Genomic DNA, 26,123 nt, shown 5'->3' with positions numbered 1-26,123 from the left:
CATGACCACAAGCAGCCATAGCGGCGCGACCGAGTTGCTCAAGATGTACCAGCAGGCGCTGGCCAGGACCGATGGCGACAAGGAAAATGGCCTGCTCGACATTCCCGACGACATCGTCGCCTGGCTGGCCGAGCTGTGCCTGCTGTACGGCGTGCCGTTCGAATATCTGGTGCCGGACGCGGCCATGCTGCCGCCTGAATCGATCCGCTTCTTTTACATGGACCAGAACTGGACCGATTGCGCCGTCAACGGCGCCGTCAATATCGCGCTCGGCTCGTCGCAGGATTACGCGCAAGTGCTGCGCACCTTCGAGCGCCTGGCCCAGCAGGCCGCGCTCGCCGTCGGCAACGTGCGCCCCAAGCTGCGCCGCAAGGCCCTCGCGCCCACGCTGCAGGTGGGCGGCACGGTGACCGGCGTGCTGCTGCGCTCGGCCGCCGTCACGGGCTGGCCGGGTATGGAGGTGAACGCCTTCTTCGACGTCCTGGGCACCAGGCCGGTTCCCCTGCTGCGCCTGGACCGGCTGTCCGACAACGTGCTGCTGGCCCTGTTCAACGGCGTGCCGCAGCTGGTCAACTTCTCGGAACCGCCGGAGGGCTTGCATTTCGGCGTCATCGGCGTGCCGGCCGAGCCGGGAGCATACCAGATCGCCCTGCGCGGCCTGGGCGGCGCCTTCCCGGCCGGCAAGCAGATCAACGATAGTCACGGCGATGCCTGCACCTCGCCGATCGCGTTTCGCGGCGGCGACCGCGCCAGCGGCGTGCTCGACATCGTCAAATGCAAGGACGCCATGGTGGACAAGCTGGTCGGCCTGGGCGCCTGGCAGGCCGGCGCTGCGTTTACTTCCTCGCAATTCGCGGTCGAGATGGTCAAGGGGGCGGGCTTGCAGCAATTCGAACCCGCGACTGGAAAAATTTGCAACGGAAATCTGGTGAAAGCATGAGCACGCCTATCGTCAATCCAACCTGGGCCGGTCCGGTCCTGCTGACCCCGATCTACCTCGACGCGCTGATGGTGGGCGCCCCGAACCAGACGGGCGACTGGGCCGCCGTCGCGGTGCAGTACGACCAGCTCGGCCTGCGCCTCGGGCAGCCGCAGCCGAGCGCGTTCGAAATTGCGTCGAACCCGCCCGCGCTCGGCATCCACCTGATCTGGACCGTGCCCAGCGCGCTGCGCCATGGCCAGGTGGACGCGCTCGGCGGCGTCAGCTTCCCCTCGCTGCCGAACCGCTGGATCGTCACACGCAGCTTCATCGCCCAGCCCGGCGACGTGCCGCAACTGACTGCCTGGGTGCTCGAGAGCGATTACCTCGGCCCCGCGCCCGAAGGCACCCACGTGTTTCCCGATCCCGACGGCGGCAGCACCTTGCGCTACATCGGCCGGCGCTTCGACCTGAGCGCCTGGGACGGCACCACCTCGACCTACGGCAAGGCCTTCCTGCAGGCGATGGGGCCGGGCGACCCGACCTATGTCGCGGTGTACGACAACATGACCAACGTGCTTGCCTTCCACGACGACATGGCGGGCGCGGCCGCCGGCGTGTACAGCTACAGCAGCTGCGGCTGGTATGCCACGCCGGACGACGATCCGCTCTACGGCAAGACGGTCGACATGCCGTCCGGCTTCACCACCGAAGAGCAGTGGCGGGCCATCATGGACACCATGCAGTGGACCGTCGGGAATGACGCCGACCTGGCCGACGCCGAGCTGGACTGGCAGGCCTGGCTGGCGGCCAACCCGGTCAGCGGCGGCCCGCCCCTGACCGCCGCCCAGAATCAGTGGCCGGCGCAGAACCTGTGCCACGGCTTCGTGTATGGCTTGCAATGGAAGGGGAGCGACGAGTTTTACCCGATCAACAAGATCCTGGACGGCACCAATCCGCCCACGGTGGCGATCGGCGCCAACGCCGAGGAGGCGCTGTCGGCCTGGCTGGCCAAGGAAGTCGGCAGCGTCGAGGCCGAGGCTTTGCTGCTCGCGTTCCAGCAGGACATGGTGTACGACTACGTCGACAACCGCAGCGTGTTCCTGGTCCAGTCGCAGGCGGCGCGTTTCGCCACCCAGGGCGGCGGCAAGCAATGGGTCGTTTTCCAGGACGGGCAAACCTCGTCGCCGACCGACATCCCGACGGGCGCCTATTCGGTGCCGCTCGATCCGGCCGCAACCGCGGCCTTGATCAAGCTCAACAGCGACCAGTACCGGCTCGACGCCGACACCGCCTTGCTGGCCACCTTGAAGTGGCAGTTGTACGCGGCTTACTGGAAACTGGAAAACTATCCGCGCACCAATCCCGGCTACGGCGCCAAGGCGCAGGCGCAGATCGATGCCCTGAGTCCGCAGGTCGGCGCGCTGCAAGACCAGATCGCCGCGCTCACGCTGACCCTGGAGCAGGACAGGGCGGCGCTGCAGACCCTGGTCGCACCGCTGAACCTGACGATGAACACGATCAACCAGGCGCGCTTCAACTACCGCCAGGATCCGGTGATTCTGCTCGCTGGCGCCAGCCAGGACACCAAGTTCGGCGCCCTGGGCTACAGCGCCGGCGACGGCCAGCTGTTCACCCGCTTCACCGGCCAGACCATTTACGCGATCGACGTCGTCTACACACCGGTGCCGTTTGACGTGACGCTGGCGGTGGGCGATTTCCCGGCCATCGTGTGGCCGGCCGGCGTCATGATCCCGAAGGAAATGCATGACTATTGGTTCGAGACCTTCCTGCTCGACACCAACAACGCCCAATTGATCGCCGCGCGCGCGTTCGAAAAGGCGAACATCGTCCCCAGCGCGGCCCAGCTGGCCGACCTGAGCGCGCAAATCGCGCGCCAGCAAACGCTGGCCTGGAACGGGCCGGCCGCCGAGGTGGTCGACGTGCGCACGATCGCCGGGACCGCCGGCCTGTATGGCGTGCCGCCGGCCAAGCTGTCGGTTGCCGCCTGGACCCCGCCGTGGGCGCCGATTTACCTCGACTGGGAAATCGAATGGCATCCGAGCGCCGCCACCCCGCAAGCGATGCTGGCGGACTGGCAGCTCGACGAACTCGATTTCGAATGGACCGGCACCACCGTGACCGCCGCCGCCGCCACCTACACCGGGCGCAGCATCCTGAACGGGCAAAGCGCGCTCGGCCTGCAGGACAAGCTCAACGACTTCCTCAACAGCGATCCGAACACGGCCCTGTTGCCGCAATACCAGATCGACGAATTGCGCGACATGGCCGCCACCATCGGCCAGTTCGACGTGCTGGCCCAATCGATGTCCGGCATCATCCAGCAACTGATCATGCAACAGCTGAAAATGAGCAAGCTCAGCTCCGTCCAGAAGACCGAGATCGCCGAACTGCTCGCCGACGTGGCCAGCTACTTGCCCGATGCGGGCGCCGACCTGTTCTTTCCTATTCACGCCGGCCATTTCCGCATCCCCAAGCTGCAGGTGGTCGATGCCTACGGCCAGATCCTGCGCGGCTCGCAACTGAGCGACAACCTCGAACCGATCCGTAGCGCCAGCCTGGTGACCTTGGGCGAGGGCAACAGCAAATACATGCAGCTGACGCCGCGCGTGACGCAGCCGCTGCGGCTGGACTTCCGCATGGTGAAGGCGGACGATGACAGCGTGCGCAGCAATTCGTCGGACCTCACCAGCGCCATCTGCGGCTGGGTGATCCCGAACCATATCGACCATAGCCTGGTGGTGTTCGACCCGGCCGGCAACAACCTGGGCGAGGTGATGCTTATCGACTACGGCAACGACGCCGTCGATGTCGGCTCCGGCTTGCGCTGGGACGCCGTGCCCGGCAGCAATGCCGTGCTGGGCAGCCCGCCCGAATTCGGCCCAGCTTTGCGGCACTTGAACGATTTCGTCGACGGCATCCTGCTGCGCGGCTCGGAGGGATGTCCGGCCCTGCAGGAGTTGCTCGACGTGATAGATTCGAGCCTGTGGAAAGTCGACCCCCTGGGCCAGCCGATCCAGGGCAACCTGGCGATCCTGCTGGGCCGCCCGATCGCGATGGTGCGCGCCCTCGTCACGCTCGGCGTAAGCGGCTCGGACGCCAACGACCAGTCATGGGCCGACACCGGCATGAACGTCACCGGGGACTTCACGTCGGTGGCGCTGCCGCTGCGCATCGGCGACATCGGCTTGAGCAACAACGGCGTGATGGGTTACTTCCTCGACGACGACTACAGTTGCTTTTATCCCTACTACGGCTATGACGACCGGCTCGCCATCCCGCGCCGGGTGATGGCCGACCGCACCCTGGCGCCGCGCGACAAACTCGCGCGCATGGCCAGCGACCTGGCCGCCAGCGGCGCACCCGGCGCGCCCGGCCCGAACTCCTACCTGGTGGGCGACCCCGGCTTCACCACCGTGGCCGACGGCGTGACCACCCACAGCGTGACGATGCTGGTCGACCCGCGCGGCTGGATGCCGGCCATCTCCGGCTACCTGCCGGTGCAATGGCTGTCGTTGCCGGCCGGTCCGGTTAACAGCGCGCTCAACAATATGTCCACGACCTTCCGCACCGGTCCGGTATTGCTTGAGACGCCGCAGATCCAGTTGCCGCTGCCGGCCAGCGTGAAAGGCGTATGGACCTGGGTCGAGCGCTCCGGCGTGACCACCTGGAGCGAGAGCGACGCGCTCACCAGTGCCGCCGCCGTGGCGGCGCTGCCGGCCACGCGGCCGATCCTGAGCGAAGGCTGGCTCAAGCTGAGCGGCGCCCAGGGCGGCGACCAGCCTTGATTTTTCACTTACCCCGATAAAAGAAAGATGCGATGAGCGCGACAGTCCTCACTTATGTACTCTCCCCGGCCACGGCCGTGGCCAACAGCCGCGTCAATTTCACCCTCGTGGCCAGCAACGGCGGCGCCAAGCCCTTGCAGCTGACGCCGAACGATGAAATCTACATCTGCCTGCCGGTGGGCAGCGGCGCCACCGACTTGACGGCGGACTTGAGCACGGTCAACACCGGGGCGCCTGCCAGCTGGCGCTGCAGCAAGAACGCCTCGGCCGCCCCGTACAATTTCCTGATTTCGCCGAGCCAGAACGTCACGCTCGCCGCGGGCGCCTTCCTGGCCTTTGAATTCAATGCGGTGGTCATCAATCTGGAGCAGGGCAACGTATCCGTGCTGCTCGATGAGTTCATCGGTGCCGGCCAGGCCAAGACCAGCTTCCCGGTATCAAAAAGCGTGGCCGTGCTCAGCATCGTGGCGCAGGCGGTCCCGCAGATTGTCGGCCTGGGCCAGAGTACGACCCTGAAATGGACGGCGGCCAAGGCCGCCTACGTGACGATTTCGCCGCTGCCGAACCAGTACAAGACCATCGACCAGCTGGTCACGACCCCGTCGAAGGACGTGGCCCCCGGCGCGGTGCAGGTCGCCTACACTTTCTACGCGTGGACGCCTTCGCAGGAATTCGCGCGCGACATCGTGGTGGTGACGATCAGCGTGCCGGTGGTGGAGAGTTTCGAACCCAAAAACAGTCCGGCCATCAATTATTTCGATACCGTCACCTTGAGCTGGAATGTCGACTACGCCCAAACGGTGCAACTGACCACGGACAAGGGCGTGGTGCAGGTGGGCAGTTCCGGCAGCATGCCCGTGCAGCCCTACAACAGGTTGCAAGGCAATTCGGCCACCTACACGTTGCGCGCGACCGGGCTTGGCCAGCCGGTGCTGGCGCAGATCGACATCCCGTTCAAGCCGGTGACGGTCGATTACTTCCGCTATCCAGCCTTCGGCGTGACCAACACCTACCAGGTCGGCGTGAGCAACGGCGTTTGGCAGGTTGACCAGTTCACCGGCTATTTCCGGCTCACGGCCAGCGGCGCCTACGGGCCGGTGGTTCAATACCTGGGCGATTATCCTTCGCTGCAGGTGCAGGTGTTCCTCGCCAGCGCCTATAGCGTGGCCGCCGGCACGGCGGTGACGCTGCAATGGCAAACCAGCCTGGCGCTGTCGGCCAACCTTGGCGCGAACGGCGTGAGCCGCGCCATCGCCAGCGACCAGGTGGCCAAGGGCAGCGTCGTCGTCAACCCGGCCGTCACGACCGACTATGTGCTCAGCGTCAGCGACGCCAACGGCAACATTGTGACCAGTTCCCTCAGTGTCGTCGTCAGCCCGTCGTAATCAATCAACCCTGCCAAATGGAGCAATCTTATGCGAGAATCTGAACGTGTCATTTACGAAGCCATCCGCAAGGTCAAACCCTCGCTGATCGAAACCGAGCTCACCCCCGCGACCCGCTTCGACAAGTTCGACATTGCGTCGCTGGAAATGGCGATGATCGTGTTCGAGATCAACGACGCCTTCGACATCGAGATCGAACTCTACACCTTGATGACCCTGGACACCATCGAGGACGCCTGCGTCCACGTCGACCAGGAGCGCCGCAAGAGCGGAGCGGTCGGGACGGTGGTCGCCGATGCATGAGCTGAGCGACGAGCAAAGGGTGGTCATCACCGGCATGGGCTGCGTGTCGGCGAGCGGGATCGGGGTGGCGCCGTTCTGGGATGCGCTGATCCATGCCAAATCGGCGATCCGTCCCGTCACCCGGACCCAGGTGGGGCATACGATCACGGCGCCGGCCGCCGTAGTCGAAGGCTTCCAGTTGCAGCAGCACATACGCACCAGCCAGCAACCGCTGCTCGACCCGTTCTCGCAGTACGCGCTGGTGGCGGCCCAGGAGGCGATCGCCGATGCCGGCTGGAACCGCGAGCAGGTTCCGGGCGACCAGGTGGCCGTGATCCTGGGCACCACCAGCGGCGGCGAGGCCTCGCGCGAGGCCGAGGCGATCCGCCTGTTCCACCTCGGCAAAAAGAGCTGCAATCCGGCACTGGTGGTGCGCACCAACCATCAGGCGTCGGTCAGCTGCATCTCGATGGAATTCGGCTTCACGGGCCCGGCCTTCGTGGTCCATAGCGGCTGCGCCTCGGGCACGCACGCGATCGCGCAGGCCTTTTTGATGCTGCGCCACGGCCACGCCGGCTACGCCATCAGCGGCGGCAGCGAGGCCAGCGTCATCTATTCGACCTTGCTCGCCTTCCAGGCCATGGGCGTGCTGGCCAGCGACACCTGCCGCCCGTTTTCGAGCGGCCGCAGCGGCCTGGCGCTGGGCGAGGGCGCCGGCGTGGTGGCGCTCGAAACGCTGGCCTCGGCGCGCGCGCGCGGCGCCGTCGTGTACGCGGAACTGGCGGGCGTCGGCATCACCTCGGACGCGGGCGACCCGGTCAACCCGCTCGCGCAGGGCTCGGCCGCGGCCATGAACAAGGCGATGCGCTCGGCCGGCCTGCGCCCCGATCAGATCGGCTACATCAACGCCCACGGCAGCGGCACCGAATCGAACGACCTGGTCGAAAGCGCGGCGATCCGCAGCGTGTTCGGTGCGCGCGACGCGGTGGCCGTGTCGTCGACCAAGGCGGTGCACGGGCACGCGCTGGGCGCGACCGGCGGCTTCGAGTTGATCGCCGCCACCCTCGCGCTCAAGCACGGCCTGATCCCGCCGACCGCCAATTTCCTCAAGCGCGATCCGCTGTGCGACATCGACATGGTGCCCAATGAACTGCGCGAAAAGCGGATCGATGCCGCCTTGTCCAATTCCTTCGGCCTGGGCGGCATGAATTCGGTGCTCGCCATCAAGCGTTGCCCGGCATGACGAGCTCGCACATGGCCGCCCAGCGGCGCGTGGTGGTCACGGGAATGGGCGTGGTCTCGGCCGCCGGCAACGACCTGGCCAGTTATTGGGACAATTTGCGCAACGGGCGCAGCGGCGTGGCCGCGCTCAGCCGCGAGGGCGAGCAGTGGTGCGCGACGGCGCAGGAACCTGTACGCCTGATCGGCGCCCAGGTCAGCCTGCCGGCCGCGCGCACGGTGGCGGCCAATATATCGCCCGAAAGCATCGACGATTTCGCGCGCTTCGCCCTGCACGCGGCCGAACAGGCGATGCGCCAGGCCGGCTTCGACTACCTGATGGAGAACAGGGAAGAGGTCGGCGTGGTGCTGGGCACGGCGATGGGTGGCGAGGATGCGCGCAACCTGGCCGGCTTCCGGGTGTATGTCAAGCGGCGTCCGCCGGCGCCACAAACCCTGATCCGCGCCATGGCCAACGCCGGCGCGAGCACCGTCTCGATGGCCTTCGGCCTGCAAGGGCCGAGCCACTCGGTGGTGAGCGCCTGCGCCTCGGCCACGCACGCCATCGGACAGGCTTACCAGATGATACGGGCCGGCCTGGCCGACGTGATGCTGGCCGGCGGCAGCGAACAGTTGCCGTCGTACAGCCTGTACAGCGCGTGGCGCCAGATGCGCGTGCTTTCGCCGGACGCCTGCCGGCCCTTCGGGGCCGACCGCAACGGCATGGTGCTGGGCGAGGGCGCCGGCGTGCTGGTGCTCGAAACGCTGGCCTCGGCGCGCGCGCGTGGCGCCACCATCCTTGGCGAAATCTGCGGCTTTGCGATGAACGCCTCGGCCGCCGACTGGACCCGTCCCGACAGCGCAAGCATGGCGCGCTGCATCGCGCGGGCCGTCAAGAGTGCCGGACTCGACGTCGAGCAGGTCGGCTTCGTGATCGCGCACGGCACCGGCACCTTGCTCAACGACGCGGCCGAGAGCGAGGCCATCCACGCAGTGTTCGGCCGCCACGGCGCCAGCGTGCCTGTCTCGGGCGGCAAGGCGATCCACGGGCACGCTTTGGGCGCCACCGGTGCGCTGGAATGCATCAGCGCGCTGCTGGCGCTCGAGCACGGGGTGGTTCCGCCGATCGGCGCGCCGCACATTCCCGACCCCGCCAGCAGGCTCAACATCGTCCATGGGACGGCCATCGGGCATGGCAAGCGCCATGCACTGTGCAATTCGTTCGCCTTTGGCGGACTCAACGGCGTGCTGGCAGTCGGGCGCCACGACGGGGAACCATGATGCTGCTGAAAAAACTCTACTTCATCGCCAGGAAGCGCCTGCTCAACTACAAGATCGTCAGCGTGTTCAACCCCATCTTCAACCGGGTGATCGGGGGCGACAAGCGGCCGCTGTACTTCGACATCGACGAGACCTGTCCCGCCTTGCGCCTGTTCGAGCAGAACTATGACGCGATCCGGGCCGAGCTTGACGCCGTGCTGCCGCACCAGCACGAAATGCCGCGCTACCACGACATCGATATCGACCTGTTGTATGCCTCGGGCCGCTACAACCGCGAGAAGCGCTGGAACGTGTTCATGCTGTACTGCTACGGCGAGAAGCCGGAATTCAACCGCAAGCAGTGCCCGAAGACCTGCGAACTGCTCGACGCGATTCCGCACCTGTGCCAGGGATTCTTCTCGATCCTCGATCCCGGCAAGTCGATCCCGCGCCACACCAGCCCCTCGCGCTACTACCTGCGCTACCACCTCGGCCTGAAAGTGCCGAAGCACAATCCGCCGTCGCTGCTGCTGCACGACACCAAGTACACCTGGAAGGAAGGCGAGGCAGTGCTGTTCGACGACAGCTGGGACCATGAAATCATCAACGACGCCCAGGAAGTGCGGGTCGTGCTGATCGTGGACGTGCTGCGCCCGATGCCGCAGCCGGCGCACATGCTGGGCCGCCTGATCATGCTGATGGCGCGCCGCGTCTACGCCATCGGCACCCACCGGCGTGCCAGCAACTACACCTGGAAAACAGATTAAGGAGTCCCCATGCGAAAAATTGGTGCGATCATCATCACTGGCGGCAGCCGCGGCCTGGGCCAGGCCTTCGTGCGCGACGCGCTGGCATGCGGCCACATCGTGGCTACCTGCAGCCGCAACGAGACGGCCTTCATCCGCGAACTGCGCGCGGCCGACCCGGACGAGAACCGCTTCTGCTGGCGCGCGCTCGACATCACCGACGGCGCCGAGAGCAAGAAATTCGTCAAGGAAGTGGCTCGCCGCTACGGCGCCATTTCGGGGCTGGTCAACAACGCCGGCTACAGCGACGGCCAGTTGCTGACGATGATGAACGAGGAATTGCTGCAAAAGCTGCTGAGCACCAACCTCGAGGCCTTGATCCGCATCACGCATTTCGTGGCGCCTTATCTGCTCAGGGAGGGGGCCGGCAGCATCATCAACATCGGCTCGATTTCCGGCAAGCGCGGCTTTTCCGGCATGTCGATCTACGGCGCGACCAAGAGCGCGCTCGACGGCTTCAGCCGCTGCCTCGCACGCGAGCTGGGCGAACGCATGGTGCGCGTAAACGTGGTCGCGCCAGGCTTGATCGCCACCGAGATGGCGGATGCGACCTCGGAAGTGGAGAAACAGAAGATCATCGGTCTCACGCCGATGGGCCGTTTCGGCACCGTCGCCGACGTGGTCGGCGTCGTGCGTTTCCTGCTGTCCGACGACTCGGCCTTCATCACAGGACAAAGCATCACCGTCGACGGCGGCTTTACCTGTTAAGTCGTAGGTCGGATTAGCGGCGCTACGCCGCGTAATCCGACACTGCGGAGCCGACAATGGTGTCGGATTACGCTACGCTAATCCGACCTACGCCGTGAAGTATGGGCTGTACGTTTTTGACGTCAACGCACGTCACGACGTCTCTGAAATGGGTTGTGCGTTTTTGACACCAACGCACGTCATGACGCTTCTGCAAACCGTAACGAGCAAGTCCAATGTCGGGTTGAGTAGCGCAGCCGTACTTTAGTACGGCGAGCAACGCCGACCCGAGAGTGGGCTGCGCAGCAGGTTTGCAGTGCGTCCCTCAGATCAGGTGGCAATACCGTACTTGTGCTGCGTGGCCGCATACTGCTGCTTGAGCGACTCCAGCTTCGGATGCTTGGGGTCGATCTTGCTGATCACCTGCATCTGGTGCTGCGCCTGTTCGGCCAGCGGGGCTTCCCAGCCCAGCATGTTGAGCTGGCGCAGGATGGCGTCGACGGAGGCGAACAGCACGGGCAGGTTGCCTGGGGTTTTGCGCAGGGCCTGGCGCAGCACGAATACCGCCCCCTTGAGCTCTCCGCTTTCCGACTTGCTGGCCGCATCCTGCATCAGTTCCTGCACCTGGTGCGTGATCTGCTGGCCCATGCCTTGCGCCAGGTCGTGGCGGCCCGCCTTCTCAAATACGTCGACGGCCGCTTCCATCGTCACGTCGCTGTCGGCCTCATTGACGAGTTTCATCATGACGTCGGACGCGGCTTGCTCCAGGTTGTTTTTCAGGCAGCTTTGCACGAGGCCCACCTTCAGCTGCGTCGACAGGCCCCGCGCCGTGTCCAGGGCGGCGGCGGCCAGCTGCAGTTCGCTGGCGGCGGCGATGTCGTTGCCCGACAGTTCATGCAGCATGGCGGCCGAGATGGCGCGGCACGCTTCCACGTTGGCGCCGCCGCGCAAGGAGCGCTCCATGTCGCGCAGCACGCCGCTCGCTTGCGGCGCGTCGCCTTTCTTGACCAGCGTCTTGACCAGGTTGACGTGGTCTTCCGGGTCGCGAAATTCCGAGTACTTCGCTTTCGTCACCACCTGTTTATACGCCCGTTCGGCCGCGCCGATGTCGCCCGTGTCATAGGCGATGCCGCCCAGGTGGCGCAGCCGGCGCACCATGTGCGGCGAGATGGCCACCGCGTCCTCGAGGATTTTCTTTGCTTGCAACTGCTGGCCCATGGCTTCATGGTTCTTCGCAAGAAGGTCATAGGCGGCCATGAAGCGGGGATAGACCTCCACCAGTTCCAGCAGCGTGTCCTGCGCCTCTTCGTGGCGCTGCTGCTCGAACAGGGTGCGCGCCAGTCCCAGGTGGGCCCAGGCCATGGGGCGCGTGGCCAGCATGTCGGCGTACAGCTGTTCCGCTTCCTTCCATTCGTCGAGGGCGATGTGCAGCTCGGCGCGCAGGCGGGTGAAATCGGCCGCCAGGCGCGGGTGCTGCAGTTCGGCCGCGCGGCAGCTTTTCACGGCTTCGCGCAAGTCGCCCTTGTCGATCAGCTGATACGTGGGCAGGAACACGGCGCGCCGTTCGATGGCGCGCGCGATGCGTCCGCTCAGCACGTCGACGGTAAACGGTTTTAATATGTAGTCGGACGGGGTCAGTTCGGCCGCGCTGATGACCTTGCTGTGGATGGCTTCGGAGGTCAGCATGATGAAGATCGTCCACAGGCCAATCAGCTTGTGGTGGCGCAAGTCTTCCAGCAATTGCTGGCCATCCTGGCCGTCCGTGCCGCTACCAAGATCGTATTCGCACAGGATGATGTCGAACGGTTTCTTCGTCAGCAAGCGGATGGCCGTGCCGGCATTGACGGCATATTCCACCTTGGTGATGGCCGCCTGGTTCAGCATATTGTGCAGATTGCCCCGCATGCTGGGGTTCGGGTCGACGATCAGGACAGATAAGTCGCTAGTTTCTGGCATGGTTCAGCTCTCGTTCATCTGTTCGGTCATTTGCGGGAACTCTTCTTATATATGTATCTGCCTGGCAGTATTACTTTTTATCAGCATACTGCAAAGCCGGCCGACACTGCCAGCAAAATGCATGCAATCGGGCGCGGGGCAGGGCGCCGGGTGCTTCCGGTGGCGCGCAGCGTTGTATTTCATGGCGCCGCCGCCCTGCGCGCCAGTGCCGGCGCCGCAAATTCCAGCAGATAGTTGACTAGCATGATAGTATCCTAATTACAACTAGTGTTGGATGCCGCACAATCTTGCGGCCAGGCATGCGCAAGGCTGTACCGGGCGCTCTTCTTCTCTCTGGTGTTGATACCCGTATGCGTGTTCCTGACCTTTCTTCCCTGCGGCGCATTGCCGTTCCCCTTGCGTTTGGCGGCAACAGCGAACAGCAGCATACGTATTTTGCGGAGCTGCACCGGGTCGGCATGGTCACGCAAGTGCTGGGCATTATCGCCTTCAGCCTGACGTGGCTGATGATGCCCGATTCCTATCATCCAAACCAGACGCATGCCGTACTGGCCTTGCTGGGCATGTTGACGAGCCTGGTCGTGCGTTACCGCTGCACCACCTTGCCCGTGCTGACCATTACGGGCGCCTGCGCCGTGCTGACCCTGACTTTTGGCCTGCGCACCATGGCCGACGCCGTGCAGCACGCCAGCTTCTGGGTCTTGCCGGTCGGCGTCTTCATGACCCTGGCCATCGCCTCCATCTTCAATGGCGGCCTCAGCTACCTGGCCGTGGTGGCCGGCGTGTGGTGGAATGTGGGCCACGGCCTGTATCCCGTCAATGCGGGCTTGCCCGACCAGTCCTGGGCGCCGTTGATGATCGCCGTCAGCGTGCTGTTCGGGCTGGCGCTGAACGTCAGTTTCAGTTTATTGCGTTTGCGAAACTATCACTCCAAGGTGGAATTGACGCGGCTGGCCTTCCAGGACAGCCTGACGGGCCTGAACAACCGCCGCATGTTCACGCAGCGCGCCCAGCAGATGCATGGTGCGCCGCTGGGCGGCATGCTGCATTTCCTGATGATCGATATCGACGATTTCAAGATCATCAACGACCAGCAGGGACACGATGCGGGCGACGAAGTGCTCGTGCGCACGGCCGCCGTCATCGCCGACAAGGCGCAGGGCCATCTGTGCGGGCGCCTGGGCGGCGAGGAATTCGGCATCGTCTACGCGGGCGGCCGGGAAGACGCGCGCGCCTTTGCCGGCGCCCTGGTCGACGCCGTCAGCCAGGCTTTCCTGGCAGCGCAGTTCGTGTCGATCAGCGTGGGCGTGGCCGAGCTGGACCGGAGCAAGGACCTGGGCCACAGCTACCGGCTGGCCGACGAGGCCCTGTACCTGGCCAAGCGGCAGGGCAAGAACCGCTACGTGATCGCCTGATGACCGGCTGACGGTGTTGTTACCGTGTCAAAAACTGCCGCCGTTTGGGGCAAAAGCGGGGCAAAAGGGTGGCAAAAGGGGGGTAAAACCCCAAGTTCCGGTCATAAGGCAGGGGTAAAACGGGTATAATGCGCGCAAAGGAAATTTGCCGTACGAAAGATATTGTCATACCTACCTTTAACCCGCAGCCACGCTGCATCAACCACCTTCCAATCATGTTGATACTGCCGGGTTCCAATGCCCTGTCCCATTTCCGTAGCCACCGTCTGTTAAGCCAACTGCAAGCCGTCTCGCCTGCGATTGTTGCCGTACAAGCACGCTATGTCCATTTCATCGATGCCAGCGCGCCTCTCACCAGCGACGACAGCACGCGCCTTGGCGCCTTGCTGACCTACGGCGAGCCGGCCCATGCTGACAATACGGAAGGCGCTGCCGAAGAATTCTTCGTCATCCCCCGTTTCGGCACGATTTCGCCGTGGGCCTCGAAAGCCACCGACATCGCGCACAACTGCGGCATGGCGCACATCAAGCGCGTCGAACGCGGCGTCGCTTTCCGCATCAACCTGAAATCGGGCATCCTGGGCAGCGCCATTGGCGCCGGCAAATTGACTGAGGCGCAGTTGAACTCTGTGGCCGACCTGCTGCACGACCGCATGACGGAATCCGTGCTGCGCAGCGCCGACGACGCCAAGGACCTGTTCCGCACCCTGGAAGCGCGTCCGCTCGAATCGATCGACTTGCTGGGGCAGGGCAAGCTTGCTTTGGAAACGGCGAACACGGAACTGGGCCTGGCGATGTCGGAAGACGAGATCGACTACCTGGACGCCGCCTTCACCAAGGCCGGCCGCAACCCGACGGACGTGGAACTGATGATGTTCGCGCAGGCGAACAGCGAGCATTGCCGCCACAAGATCTTCAACGCCGACTGGACCATCGACGGCGTGGCGCAGCCCAAGTCGCTGTTCGGCATGATCAAGAACACGCACGAACTGCAGCCGAAGGGCACCGTCGTCGCCTACAGCGACAATTCCTCGATCATGGAAGGCGCGACCGTGTCGCGCTTCTACCCGCGCGGCGCCAGCCACGAATATGCGGCGTCGACGGAGCTGACGCACACCCTGATGAAGGTGGAAACGCATAACCACCCAACGGCCATTTCTCCATTCCCCGGCGCCTCCACGGGCGCGGGCGGCGAGATCCGCGACGAAGGCGCGACGGGCCGTGGCGCCAAGCCAAAAGCTGGCCTGACCGGCTTTACGGTATCGAATTTGTCGCTGCCGGACGCCGTGCGCAGCTGGGAAACGGCAGCTTCCGTGACGGCGCCATTGGCTGGCCGCGCGGACGCAGACCAATACGGCAAACCGGAACGCATCGCGTCGCCGCTGCAGATCATGATCGAAGGTCCGCTGGGCGGCGCCGCGTTCTCGAACGAATTCGGTCGTCCCGTCCTGGGCGGCTACTTCCGCACGTATGAGCAGAACGTCGGCGTCGACAAAGACGCCGTGTTCGGTTACCACAAGCCGATCATGATCGCTGGCGGCATCGGCAATATCTCGGCGCAGCACACGCACAAGAACGACATCCCCGTCGGCAGCCTGCTGGTGCAGCTCGGTGGTCCGGGCATGCGCATCGGCATGGGCGGCAGCGCCGCCTCGTCGATGACCACCGGCAGCAACACGGCCGATCTGGACTTCGATTCCGTCCAGCGCGGCAATCCGGAAATGGAACGCCGTGCCCAGGAAGTCATCAACGCTTGCTGGCAAATGGGGCTGGATAATCCGATCATCTCCATCCACGACGTGGGTGCGGGCGGCTTGTCGAACGCGTTCCCGGAAATCACCAACGACGCCAAGCGCGGCGCGATTTTCGACCTGCGCAAAGTACCGCTGGAAGAGTCGGGCATGGCGCCGAAGGAAATCTGGAGCAATGAATCGCAGGAACGCTACGTTCTGGCCATCGCGCCGGAAAGCCTGCCACTGTTCAAAGCCATGTGCGAACGCGAACGCTGTTTGTTCGCCGCCGTGGGTGTGGCCACCGAAGAGCGTCAACTGAAACTGATCGACCCGGAACTCGGTAACGAGCCGGTCGACATGCCAATGGACGTCTTGCTGGGCAAGCCGCCGAAGATGCAGCGCGACGTGGTCCACGTGGCCAACGATTTCCCTGCCATTGATCTCACCGGCATGGACTTGAAGGACGTGGCGCAAAAAGTGCTGCTGCTGCCGACCGTGGCCGACAAATCCTTCCTGATCACCATCGGCGACCGCAGCGTGGGCGGCATGACCGTGCGCGACCAGATGGTGGGACCGTGGCAAGTGCCGGTGGCCGATTGCGCCGTCACCACCATGAGCTTCGAGGGTTACCTGGGCGAAGCGATGGCCATGGGCGAACGCACGCCGCTGGCCGTCATCGACGCCGCCGCTTCGGGCCGCATGGCCGTGGGCGAAGCCGTCACCAACATCGCCGCCGCAGCAATCAGCGATATCTCCGACATCAAATTGTCCGCCAACTGGATGGCCGCCTGCGGCCAGCCTGGCCAGGACGCGGCCCTGTACGACACGGTCAAAGCCGTCGGCATGGAACTGTGCCCGGCGCTGGGCATCAGCATCCCGGTCGGCAAGGATTCGCTGTCGATGCGCACGACGTGGAAAGACGACAGCACGGGCGCGGCGAAATCCGTCACGTCGCCGGTGTCGCTGATCGTGTCCTCGTTCGCGCCAGTGACCGACGTGCGCAAGTCGCTCACGCCGCAGCTGAAAACGGACAAAGGCGACACGTCCCTGATCCTGATCGACCTTGGCCGCGGCAAGAACCGCCTCGGTGCTTCCGCCCTGGCGCAAGTCATGGGCCAGTTGGGCAATGAGACGCCGGACGTCGACAGCGCGGAAGACCTGAAAGGCTTCTTCGCCGCCATCCAAAAGCTCAATAGCGACGACAAGCTGCTGGCCTACCATGACCGTTCGGACGGCGGCCTGTACGCCACCTTGACGGAAATGGCCTTCGCCGGCCACACGGGCATGTCCGTCAACCTGGACATGCTGACCATGGAAGGCGAGCATTCGAGCGACTGGGGCGACGCCAAGAACTGGACCGGCCAGGTAGCGGAACGCCGCAACGAACTGACCCTGCGCGCCTTGTTCAGCGAAGAGCTGGGCGCCGTGATCCAGGTGCGCGCGGAAGAAAAGTCGCTCGTCATGGACGTGCTGCGCACGTTTAATTTGGGCGCCTGCAGCCATATCATCGGGAAATTGAACGACCGCGACGTGATCGAATTCACGCGCGACGCCAAGCTGATTTACACCCAGCCGCGCGCTGAACTGCACCGCCTGTGGAGCGAAACGAGCTGGCGCATCGCCCGCCTGCGCGACAATCCGGCCTGCGCGGACGCCGAATACGACCGCCTGCTGGACGCGCAAGATCCCGGCATGTCGCCTATCGTCACGTTTGACCAGAACGAGAACATCGCCGCGCCATTCATCGCCACCGGCGTGCGTCCGCGCGTCGCCATCCTGCGCGAGCAGGGCGTCAACTCGCATATCGAGACGGCGTACGTGATGCACCAGGCAGGTTTCACGGCTGTCGACGTGCACATGAGCGACCTGATTGCCGGCCGCGTCAAACTGGACGACTTCCAGGGCGTCATCGCCGTGGGTGGCTTCTCGTACGGCGACGTGCTGGGCGCGGGCGAAGGCTGGGCGAAAACGATTCTGTTCAACGCCAGCCTGGCGGAACAGTTCGCGCGCTTCTTCAACCGCACGGACAGTTTTGGTCTGGGTATCTGCAACGGCTGCCAGATGATGAGCAATTTGAAATCCATCATCCCTGGCGCCCACGCCTGGCCGAAATTCACGCGCAACAAGTCGGAGAAATTCGAAGGCCGCTTTGCCATGGTCGAAGTGATGGACTCCCCATCGATCTTCTTCACCGGCATGGCCGGCACCCAAGCCGGCATCGCCATCGCCCACGGCGAAGGCTACGCCGACTTCTCGCAAACGGGCGACATCACCCAGGTCACCAAAGCCATGCGCTTCGTCGACAACAAGGGCGCCGCCACCGAAGCGTACCCGTACAACCCGAACGGCTCGCCGGAAGGCATCACCTCCGTGACTACGCCAGACGGCCGCTTCACCGTGCTGATGCCGCACGCGGAGCGCGTGTTCCGCTCGGTGCAGCAGTCGTACCACCCTGAAGCGTGGGGCGAGGATTCGCCGTGGATGCGCATGTTCAGGAATGCACGGAAGTTTGTGGGGTAATTAGCTCGCTTGCAGGGCGGCGCTGAAGTTCAAGGCGCTGTTGTTGGAGGAGGAATGAGAAAGCCGCTGTCGGGAGACAGCGGCTTTTTATTTATATGGCAATTTTTTAAAATTGAACTTTGTAATTAAACATGTTCTTAATTATTGAATCTCACGCATTCTTTGATGAAGAGAAAGAAATCTTCTTTGAGATATTCCTTGAGCTAGATGATCCGTATTTCTCGAACATCCTTTCTAGTGCTTTTTTCGTTGTTGCTGGGTTGATTTCTTTACAGCATGCTCAAATAGTTGCGATGTAATTAAACTGTCGCCTTCATCAATTCCAATAACGAAGTATCTATTCTCATCTATTGTAACTATACATCGCAGCCCTCTCTCAAAGTCGCTGTCGTCAACATTTGGTTCGGTTGGATACATCGTATATTCAAATAAGCCTATTTCGACAAGATACTCATCCCATGTTTTCTTGTCTGGTGTTACTTTTGCAGCATTATTTACGTCAATTGCTGAGCTATTTAGCAGATAAGTCCCTTCTTTTATCCAATATGGGTGTAAGACATCTTCAAAAAATTTTTCTATCTCACTTATTGCTTCAATAGATGCAATTTCCTTTTTTGCATCTTCCGCATTTGATGATAGATATAAGCTCTTAACTAACTCTTCTAGTTTTTGACTGGATGCCTTGATTCCTGAGATTAAATGATTTGTGGCGTCCATTTGCCCAGATATTTGTTTTGAGCGTAGTAAATCAAAAAACATTCCGGCCCATTGCTTTCTTAGGTGGTTTTCAATTCCTTGGAAATTGTCAAATCCTTCAATGGCATTATTTGTCGGATTCTTCCGTACCTCATCAATGAATTTAAAAATATCTATAGCGTGCTCTTGCTTTTCAATTGCCGGGTATTCAATATTGGAAACGAAATCCATCTTCTTATTTTTTTGATATACGTTGTGGTTTGATAATACGCTATTTTTTACGTAAGTGAAAACGGGCATATTTGATTGTCGAGCAGCAGAATGTTCAGCATTTGTAATTGATTTTGTTTTGTCTGATATGTATTCGCCACCAAATCTTCCTCCTATTATTAGAATAAATATATGGCAATTTGAAACCTCATGGATGCAAGATTCATGTGTATGAAATTCCGGCTTGTAAAAAACATCTCCATGTTCACTTAGTATTGGGTCAAAACCATAAGATCTAATAAATCTAGTTAATTGCTCTCTAATCTCGCTTAAGTCAAAGCATGTTGAACTTACGAACACCTTTGGAGTTGCCATTGAATCGTCCAATTCATATTATATTAATAATTTTTATTGTATTGCTTTAGTTTAAATATCCTTCGCCACCCCCACAATCACCACCGCCGACGGCACCAGCAAAAACTGCGCAATCAGCGTTCCCGCTAATCTGCTCCCCACCAGCCATACCACCGCCCGTCTAAATTGCGATTCTTCGATCTTGCCCTCGATGACGTCATCCGTCATGCCCGACATGTGCGGGTCGATGAAGACGGCCATCATGATGGTGGCGCCGCCGTTGATGATCGATGACAGGGTGCTGGAGGTGACGCGCACGCTGGGGTCGAGCACGCCTGCGTACAGGGCGGCAAAGACTCCGACCGTCCATAGGGCCGTGGCGATGACGTTCATGGCCGTCATGGAGACGGAGACGCCTGATTTTTCGCGCAGGCCCGTGACATTGGCGGGCTTGGGCAGGCTGGCGGAGGTCTTGAGGTAGGACAAGCCGCCCTTGAAGACGGCGTGCAGCAGCAGTTTCGGTACCGACCTGTGTACCTGGAAATGCTCGACGGCGCGGCAGAAGGCGCGCTGGAAGGTGGGGATCAGGATCGCGCCGAGGATGGTCGCCAGGCTGGCGGAGAATAGCAGCCAGCGGAAGTCCAGCAATAGCGTGCTGGCGGCAACATGCTGGTCTATGCCCGTTTCCACCCGCTTGGCGAGGAATGGTCCCAGGAATGAGTTCGAAGTGCGCGACAGCAGCATCAGAATGCTGAACAGGGCCAGCGACACGGCGATGCGCCGCGTGCGGATGCCGGCGATGCGCACGGAGTAGGCGAGGGTGCCGATAATGTGGATGATGAACGTCAGTGCGCAAATCAACAGCAATTGCTTGTCCATCACAACCTTGCAGTAAAGAAAAAGTCATTCCATGCTGCCATGGAGTTACTTATTTTTCAACTGCAAATAAGATAATTATCACGTGATCTAGCTTTTGTGGTGTTTTATGCGCGTTAGTGTGGCGTTGGCTGAATTTCACCCCAAAGGCAGAAACTGGGGTCAGACCCTTAGGGTCTGACCCCGGCCCTTGCTCTGGGTTTGGCTATGCTTTCATCGGAGGCAAGATTCGTTCCCGCCGCTTGCATTCCACCCACGCGCCCTCATCTGGGTTGCAATGGTAGCCTGTAGCGCTGCCTCATTCGAACCAACCAGGAGAACCCCCATGAGTTTCGATTCCTTTCTGTCCAAACTGAAGACCAAAGCCAGCGAACTGAAAACCGAGGCACTGAAGTACAAGAACAAGGATTTCCTGAACGCCGCGATGGCAGGCTCGGCCCTGATCGCCATGGCGGACGGCAGCGTCAGTGCGGAAGAGAAGCAGAAGATGGTCAAATTCATTGAAAGCAATGATGCACTGTCGGTGTTTACCACCACGGACGTGATCAAGGCGTTCCAGGACTATGTCGGTCAGCTGGAGTTCGACAAGGATATCGGCGAAGCCAAGGCGTATCAGGCGCTGGGCAAGATGAAGTCGAATGTGGAGGCGTCGCGCTTGCTGGTGCGCATGATTATCGCCGTCGCTTCGTCGGACGGCAATTTCGACGCCAACGAGCAGCGCGTGGCCAGCAAGATCGCGCGCGAGCTGGGCTTGACTCCTGCGGAGTTCGAGCTGCAGTAACTTTCAAGCCAGCCGGTCCCGGCTGGCTAATTTAGTTTTTGTCCCACCACGGCGGCGTGCCTGACGACCAGGGGCACGTCATTTGCACTTCGCTGATCCTGTAGCGGATCTCGATCACCTGGCCATGGTGAAACGGACCGCGTCGCCAGTCGCCGGAATCAAAGACGTAGCCTTTGCCCTTGATGCAAAGACTGGTCGGATTGTTGCCGATGGGGCCGGTCGAGTGCAGGGTGACGCGCACTTCGCCGTTGGCGTCCAGCGGGGCGTCGCCACCCATGAAGAGTGGATCCGAGCCGACGTCGCAGACAGTGGTGCTGCCTATCTTGCTGCAGTGCTTGATATACGTTTGCTGGCGCGCCTGGGCCAGGTAATTGTCATGCCGCATCGGCTTGCCGTCGTCATAGGTAAAGCGCAGGATGACTTGCGTGGGCTCGCTGGCAGGATGGCGCGTGGTGCTGGTGCAGGCGGCGCTGACGAGGGCCAGCAAGGGCCAGGCCAGCAGGCGCAGGATGCCGCGCAGCAGCGTCGAGATCGGGTTGTTGCCGGGGGATTGCCGCATGTGCCGTTGCCATTTGTCTCATGAACTGGACGGCGATCATAGCATGCGAAGGCAGCCGTTCCGCCAGGACGCGCCGCGATTCAATTCCTGCAGCACTTTCTTGCACAACACCCCATAGCCCATACCCGTGCCGCGCTTGTGTGCGGCCAGGTCGTAGCCGGCGCTGATGTCGTCCCAGGCCGCCGTCTGCTTGATGGCGGCCTGGGACTGCGCGTTTTGCTGTTGGACAGAATACTGTTTGCTCATGGCTGCCACCCCATGTGGAATGCCGCTTGCCGGCTTAGCGCAATGCCAGGCTCATGCTTTGCACGTGGGCGGGCACGGTGGCGCCGCTGGCCAGTTTTTCGGCCGGTACCTGCATCAGCACTTCGCCGCCCACGCTGCCGTCGTCGCGCAAGTCGATGCGCATGGCCAGTTGCTGGTCGAGCGCCACGAAGCTGTTGCTGCCGCTGGCGATGATGCGGTGTTCTTCCTGGTCGTCGATGCGCGCATACATCATGGCGCCGATGTTGCCCGCATTGCGCAGGTAGAGAACTTGCCCGTTCGACAGCTCATAGCCGCCGCGGAACGGAGCAAACCTTTCCGCACTCATGAAATGCTTGTGTACCGGCAGTTCGATCGTCTGCAGGCGCCCGCCTGGAACGACGACGGTCTGGCTGTCGGGGAGCGTTTGCGCATTTGCCAGCAGGGCGCAGACGCCCAGGGTGCCGGCCAAGATCCATGTTTTCATTTTTTTACCCATCCTTGAACTTGGTGCCGGCCGCTGCCGGCGCGGCGATGTTGTTATAGGTGACAGGGAACCACACCGGCTGGTCCGCGTGCCTTGCTGTCACTCTGGCAAGGCGCGGGCGACCGGTGTTGCCAGTGTAGGCAGGCAAGATGCACCGCGCATCATCCGATCGGATGACACGGCCTCATGCATCGACGATGGCCAGGTGCGCCGTCGCGCCGTGGATCAGGGCGATCAGCTCGCCCTGGCGCCGCGTATCCGTCTTCAAATAGATGTGGTGCAGATGCGTCTTGACCGTGTTGACGCTGATGCCGCCCTGTGCGGCGATTTCCTCGATGGTGGCCCCTTGCGCCAGCGCCTTGCCCACTTGCGCCTCGGCTTGCGTCAAGTCAAACAGCTGGCGCAAGGCAGGAACGGACGTGCACGTTTTTGTGGGGTCGCGCGCGATCAGCAGTGCGCAGGTGGGCTGGCAATCGGCAAGCGGGCTGATGGTCACGGCCAGCGGTGCTTGCTGCTTGCGCGCCAGGCGCAGCGACTGGCATTGCGCCGCACCACCGGCGCTGGCGATCACCAGGCGCACGGCGCTCACCAAGGCGGGCGGCGCGGCGTGTTCCAGCTGCGCCGCATGCAGCGCGTGTCCGGCGGGGGTGGCGAAGCGCAGCGCGAGGCTGGCGTCGAGCACCAGCACGGCGGCGCCCATGGCGTCGAGCGCCGCCTGCGCGCAGTGGCTGGCCAGCCGCGCCTCGCGCAGGCGCTGCTGCAGGCACAGCGCGCGTTGCAGATGCGGCAGAAGTTCCTGCCATTGCTGGCCGTTCAGGCCGGCGCTGTCGAGCTGCGGCCAGTCGCCTGTGCCGCAGGCCGAGTCGTACATGGCGCCGATCAGCTTGCTCACATCCGCCGTGACTGTCCCTGTGTCCATGCTAGTCCCCAATCCTGATGACATCAGTGTGCCGCAGGCGTGCAGGTGCGGAACTGGGTAAGGGCGGTCTTGCGCGGCGATCCGCCCCGCCTTCGTGAGGAGGGGCTGGTCGCTGCCATCTGTCCTGGGCAACTATCAAGATAGTACAAACGCTGCACCACCGCAATGCGGCGCTGCCGATGCAATCGTGCTCCCGGATTAAAAATTCCTCGATACAATAAAAAAATTGTTAAAAATATAAACCATGGAGCATGGGCGGGAGTCGCATGCCATTCACTTAGCGAAAGTTTTTATGCAACCAAGCAAGCATTACCTGACGGCACTTCCGGCGCTGGTACTGTGCCTGACGCTGGCGTTTATGGGCGGCAGCGCCGTAGCGCAGGCTGCCGACAAAGTGCCGCCAGCGTCCAGCGGAGCGCGGCAGGGCAAGGTCAAGCCTGCCGATACGGCCAACCTGGTCAGTCATCTGCGGCGCGTGATCACCGATGAAACGAATGACACGCCGCCGCGCATACTCAATGCCTTCGTCGCCAAATACCAGCAGCGCGCGCTCGATGCGGGAATCGACGACCTCGACCGGCAGTCGCAATACGTGGTGCTGGCGCTGTACACGTCGGGCAAGGCGATGGAGCAGCCGCAGTTCGTGGCCCTGATGAAAAATCCGCCCGCCTCGGTGGACGCCTTTTACGATGCCCTGCACGCCTTGCCGAATACCGTATGGGAGGCGGGGCCGCCGTTGTGGGAGGCGTATGCGGCAAAATAATAATTCGTCGAGGCGTAACAACATTGCAGAATTGACGGTGTCATCATTCGTGATTGCTGAGGGTATCTTATGCTAAAAAATCTTAGGTCGATGAAGCCGGCGCTGATCGGTTTCCTGTGGCTTTGCATGGCGGTTTCACATGCGGCAACGGGCAAGGAAAGCAAGGAGTTGATCGTAAATATAAGCGCCTACAACCATACCGATCACGGGGTGGGAAGTTATGAGGTGACCTTGCAGAATGGCGCCAGCGCGGGGGCGGGCTATCTGGATGCTGGCCAGGGTGGCGGCGGACATACTTGCTGCCTTTCCCTTCCCCGCGTGTGGCAAGCGGGAATGACGGCGACTATCGTCATGCACACCATCAAGAATGGCAAGGACATCCGCGTGGAACAAACCGTGCCAGTGCCCAAGTACACGGCTGACGATGCGGGAATGTTCATCGTGCATTTTCTGAGCAATGGCAAATACAAGGTGTTCGTCACGCGATACCTGCTCGGCCATCGAAAATACCCGCTGTCAGGGAAAGAGGCGCAACTGGAGCGGGGCGTCCCGATTGAAATTATCTGGGGCTGAAGACGCTGCGCGGCAGAAGGGGCATGCACATGCGCTTCCCTGTGAGGACCAAATGATATTTTTCTCGAAAAATAGCTATGCCGCCTGTTTCGTGTGCATGGTCTTGTCGCTTTTGAATACCGGCTGCGCGAGGAGTGAAAGACAAATCACCGTGAGCCTGACGGCCTACAACCATGGCGAGTACGGCGTCGGCAGTTATACCGTGACACTGGCCGATGGCTCGTCGGCGGAGGCCGGGTATCTTGCTCCCGGCGGGGGCGGAGGGGGAGAGACTTGCTGCCTTTCGATACCGGCGCGATGGAAGCCGGGGATGACGGCGGCCGTCGCCATGCATACGGTAAAAAACGGCGAGGATGTCCGCGTGGAGCAAACGGTGGCGGTTCCTCCGTATGCTCCCGCCGATGCTGGCCGCTTCGTCGTGCATTTTCTTCACGATGGCGGCTACAAGGTCTTCGTGACCAAATACTCGCTGGGGCATCGAAAATATCCGCTTTCCGGCAAGGAGGCGGAGATGGAGCCGGGCGTGCCCCTGGAAATAACCTGGGAATAGTGCCGCTAGTTTGCGGCTGTCCGTCGCGCTCCGTCGGCCATCAGGCTTTGCAGCAGCATGCGCGATTTCGCATCCGTGGCGCGCACGTTATCGAGCCGGGCGAGCAGCTCGGCCGGGTCAAATTTTTTGATTAACTTGCAATAATCTTCTGTTTCTCGCGGACAGAATTCGAGTTCCAGCAACGCAACGGTTTTCGCTGTCAAGCCACGCCGTTGCACCTCGGACAAGAGATCGGCACTTTGCCTTAACGCCCTGGCGAAAGCACTCTTGATGAGCTTCCCGAAGGGCATGCCAGGGTCTTCTGTGATTACCCGACAGGCGACGTGCACGGCAGTGGCGTTGCCGTTGCGGATATCCAGCACCACCTGCTTGCACACCTGCGACAGGCGCAGCCCTGGATGCGCGATTGGCGGCCCAGAAGCGAACTGGTCCAGCTTTTCTCCAAGGAATTCTTCAAGTTCTTCCAGGCTGGCGATCGGTATCATCATCCAGTTTGCTTATTGCAGGGCGGCCGGCACTGCCGTGGTCTTGCGCCGTATCACAAGCGTACCAGCGATCTTGTCGTGCCATCCCTGCTTGCGCGGATCCCTGGCGACCCAAAGAAATCCCAGGTAAAACGGTAGCGCCGACAGGTAAGCACTGAGGCAGCGTTTGACACACTGGCTGGCAGACGGTTTGCCGCCCGTCTTCGCATCGACGATGATCGCGCCGATGGCCATCTTGCCAGGCGTTGTAGACAGGGCAATCCAAAACCCCAGTTGAATCAGTGGCGGCATGACACATGAAATCATGAAGTCGGCCGGGCCACGGAAAAAGGAATCAGTCAAAAAGTAGCTTTCGCCATAGATGGCTATCAACATCGGTATGATGAAAATCAGCAAGAGCAAGGTGTCGATCAACGTCGCGCCAACGCGCGGCCAAAAGCCGACATAGTCCATTTCAGGGTGCTGTTGCATTACTTTCTTTCCAAAACGTCAGTAAATGGATGGCCGCCAGAGTCGGGGCAGAATGGCGCAGTGTACGAGCTTGTTATTTTCATTGCAAGCTAGTTTTTTTGTCAGGTGTTTGATACCGCATGGTGAAATCCGATGCAATCGGACGCATGGAAAACATATCCATGGG

Annotated in this window: 23 protein-coding genes; 14 read left to right on the top strand and 9 right to left on the bottom strand. The window is 61.8% G+C overall.

Annotated elements, in window-relative coordinates; all coding sequences use genetic code 11:
• Position 1: 1 nt before the first annotated feature.
• Genes HWE17_RS17775 through HWE17_RS17740 form a run of 8 tightly spaced genes read left to right on the top strand, consistent with a single transcriptional unit; the run spans position 2 to position 10,387 of the window.
• On the top strand, positions 2 to 940 hold the full coding sequence (locus HWE17_RS17775; protein WP_176389639.1) for a hypothetical protein: 939 nt from the start codon (positions 2 to 4) through the stop codon (positions 938 to 940).
• Positions 937 to 4,728: a hypothetical protein gene (locus HWE17_RS17770; protein ID WP_176389638.1), complete on the top strand. Its 3,792-nt coding sequence runs from the start codon at positions 937 to 939 to the stop codon at positions 4,726 to 4,728. Before HWE17_RS17775 ends, HWE17_RS17770 begins: the two co-directional genes overlap by 4 nt.
• 32 nt (positions 4,729 to 4,760) lie before the next feature.
• A complete protein-coding gene (locus tag HWE17_RS17765) occupies positions 4,761 to 6,113 on the top strand; it encodes a hypothetical protein (protein ID WP_176389637.1) in 1,353 nt (450 codons plus the stop codon).
• A 30-nt stretch (positions 6,114 to 6,143) separates the two neighbouring features.
• On the top strand, positions 6,144 to 6,416 hold the full coding sequence (locus tag HWE17_RS17760; RefSeq protein ID WP_176389636.1) for a phosphopantetheine-binding protein: 273 nt from the start codon (positions 6,144 to 6,146) through the stop codon (positions 6,414 to 6,416).
• On the top strand, positions 6,409 to 7,638 hold the full coding sequence (locus tag HWE17_RS17755) for a beta-ketoacyl synthase (protein WP_176389635.1): 1,230 nt from the start codon (positions 6,409 to 6,411) through the stop codon (positions 7,636 to 7,638). Before HWE17_RS17760 ends, HWE17_RS17755 begins: the two co-directional genes overlap by 8 nt.
• On the top strand, positions 7,635 to 8,894 hold the full coding sequence (locus HWE17_RS17750) for a beta-ketoacyl synthase (protein WP_176389634.1): 1,260 nt from the start codon (positions 7,635 to 7,637) through the stop codon (positions 8,892 to 8,894). Before HWE17_RS17755 ends, HWE17_RS17750 begins: the two co-directional genes overlap by 4 nt.
• Positions 8,891 to 9,640 (top strand): aspartyl/asparaginyl beta-hydroxylase domain-containing protein, encoded by a 750-nt coding sequence (locus tag HWE17_RS17745; RefSeq protein WP_152598668.1) that lies wholly within the window; start codon positions 8,891 to 8,893, stop codon positions 9,638 to 9,640. The genes HWE17_RS17750 and HWE17_RS17745 overlap by 4 nt, the downstream gene beginning before the upstream one ends.
• Before the next feature lie 9 nt (positions 9,641 to 9,649).
• Positions 9,650 to 10,387 (top strand): SDR family NAD(P)-dependent oxidoreductase, encoded by a 738-nt coding sequence (locus tag HWE17_RS17740; RefSeq protein WP_035818580.1) that lies wholly within the window; start codon positions 9,650 to 9,652, stop codon positions 10,385 to 10,387.
• 309 nt (positions 10,388 to 10,696) lie between these two features.
• On the opposite strand, the gene HWE17_RS17735 is transcribed toward HWE17_RS17740, so the two are convergent.
• Positions 10,697 to 12,322 (bottom strand): tetratricopeptide repeat-containing response regulator, encoded by a 1,626-nt coding sequence (locus HWE17_RS17735; RefSeq protein ID WP_176389633.1) that lies wholly within the window; start codon positions 12,320 to 12,322, stop codon positions 10,697 to 10,699.
• Positions 12,323 to 12,672: 350 nt separating this feature from the next.
• Here HWE17_RS17735 and HWE17_RS17730 point away from each other — a divergent pair, with 350 nt between their 5' ends.
• Positions 12,673 to 13,737 carry a diguanylate cyclase gene (locus HWE17_RS17730; RefSeq protein WP_158300105.1) on the top strand — a complete coding sequence of 355 codons (1,065 nt, stop codon included), beginning with the start codon at positions 12,673 to 12,675 and terminating at the stop codon, positions 13,735 to 13,737.
• 215 nt (positions 13,738 to 13,952) lie between these two features.
• Positions 13,953 to 17,990: a phosphoribosylformylglycinamidine synthase gene (gene purL / locus HWE17_RS17725; RefSeq protein WP_176389632.1), complete on the top strand. Its 4,038-nt coding sequence runs from the start codon at positions 13,953 to 13,955 to the stop codon at positions 17,988 to 17,990.
• A gap of 234 nt (positions 17,991 to 18,224) precedes the next feature.
• Here purL and HWE17_RS17720 read toward each other — a convergent pair whose 3' ends face one another.
• On the bottom strand, positions 18,225 to 19,271 hold the full coding sequence (locus tag HWE17_RS17720) for a DUF4062 domain-containing protein (protein WP_176389631.1): 1,047 nt from the start codon (positions 19,269 to 19,271) through the stop codon (positions 18,225 to 18,227).
• Between the two features lie 51 nt (positions 19,272 to 19,322).
• Entirely contained in the window at positions 19,323 to 20,129 is an 807-nt protein-coding gene (locus HWE17_RS17715; protein WP_176389630.1) for a lipid II flippase Amj family protein, read from the bottom strand.
• 322 nt (positions 20,130 to 20,451) lie between these two features.
• On the opposite strand from HWE17_RS17715, the gene HWE17_RS17710 reads away from it, so the two are divergent.
• A complete protein-coding gene (locus HWE17_RS17710; RefSeq protein ID WP_096235317.1) occupies positions 20,452 to 20,907 on the top strand; it encodes a tellurite resistance TerB family protein in 456 nt (151 codons plus the stop codon).
• Between the two features lie 31 nt (positions 20,908 to 20,938).
• On the opposite strand, the gene HWE17_RS17705 is transcribed toward HWE17_RS17710, so the two are convergent.
• The 4 genes from HWE17_RS17705 to HWE17_RS17690 form a co-directional block, all read right to left on the bottom strand.
• Positions 20,939 to 21,466, bottom strand: coding sequence for a hypothetical protein (locus tag HWE17_RS17705; RefSeq protein ID WP_176389629.1), 528 nt, complete (start codon positions 21,464 to 21,466; stop codon positions 20,939 to 20,941).
• Positions 21,467 to 21,502: 36 nt separating this feature from the next.
• Positions 21,503 to 21,712: a hypothetical protein gene (locus HWE17_RS17700; RefSeq protein ID WP_176389628.1), complete on the bottom strand. Its 210-nt coding sequence runs from the start codon at positions 21,710 to 21,712 to the stop codon at positions 21,503 to 21,505.
• 34 nt (positions 21,713 to 21,746) lie between these two features.
• Entirely contained in the window at positions 21,747 to 22,196 is a 450-nt protein-coding gene (locus HWE17_RS17695) for a hypothetical protein (RefSeq protein ID WP_176389627.1), read from the bottom strand.
• Between the two features lie 184 nt (positions 22,197 to 22,380).
• Positions 22,381 to 23,115, bottom strand: coding sequence for a helix-turn-helix transcriptional regulator (locus HWE17_RS17690; RefSeq protein ID WP_176389626.1), 735 nt, complete (start codon positions 23,113 to 23,115; stop codon positions 22,381 to 22,383).
• A gap of 292 nt (positions 23,116 to 23,407) precedes the next feature.
• On the opposite strand from HWE17_RS17690, the gene HWE17_RS17685 reads away from it, so the two are divergent.
• From HWE17_RS17685 to HWE17_RS17675, 3 genes are all read left to right on the top strand, one after another.
• Positions 23,408 to 23,878 carry a hypothetical protein gene (locus tag HWE17_RS17685; protein ID WP_176389625.1) on the top strand — a complete coding sequence of 157 codons (471 nt, stop codon included), beginning with the start codon at positions 23,408 to 23,410 and terminating at the stop codon, positions 23,876 to 23,878.
• 90 nt (positions 23,879 to 23,968) lie between these two features.
• Positions 23,969 to 24,451 carry a DUF3304 domain-containing protein gene (locus HWE17_RS17680; protein ID WP_235211661.1) on the top strand — a complete coding sequence of 161 codons (483 nt, stop codon included), beginning with the start codon at positions 23,969 to 23,971 and terminating at the stop codon, positions 24,449 to 24,451.
• Positions 24,452 to 24,503: 52 nt separating this feature from the next.
• Entirely contained in the window at positions 24,504 to 25,001 is a 498-nt protein-coding gene (locus HWE17_RS17675) for a DUF3304 domain-containing protein (protein ID WP_176389624.1), read from the top strand.
• 5 nt (positions 25,002 to 25,006) lie between these two features.
• Here the strand turns inward: HWE17_RS17675 and HWE17_RS17670 are convergent, their stop codons facing one another.
• Both HWE17_RS17670 and HWE17_RS17665 read right to left on the bottom strand, forming a co-directional pair.
• A complete protein-coding gene (locus HWE17_RS17670; RefSeq protein ID WP_176389623.1) occupies positions 25,007 to 25,489 on the bottom strand; it encodes a hypothetical protein in 483 nt (160 codons plus the stop codon).
• 9 nt (positions 25,490 to 25,498) lie between these two features.
• Positions 25,499 to 25,957: an RDD family protein gene (locus HWE17_RS17665; protein WP_176389622.1), complete on the bottom strand. Its 459-nt coding sequence runs from the start codon at positions 25,955 to 25,957 to the stop codon at positions 25,499 to 25,501.
• Positions 25,958 to 26,123 lie beyond the last annotated feature (166 nt).

The organism is Janthinobacterium sp. BJB401, from assembly GCF_013372745.1.
Classification (GTDB): domain Bacteria; phylum Pseudomonadota; class Gammaproteobacteria; order Burkholderiales; family Burkholderiaceae_D; genus Janthinobacterium; species Janthinobacterium rivuli.
This window is presented reverse-complemented; position numbering and strand designations above follow the sequence as displayed.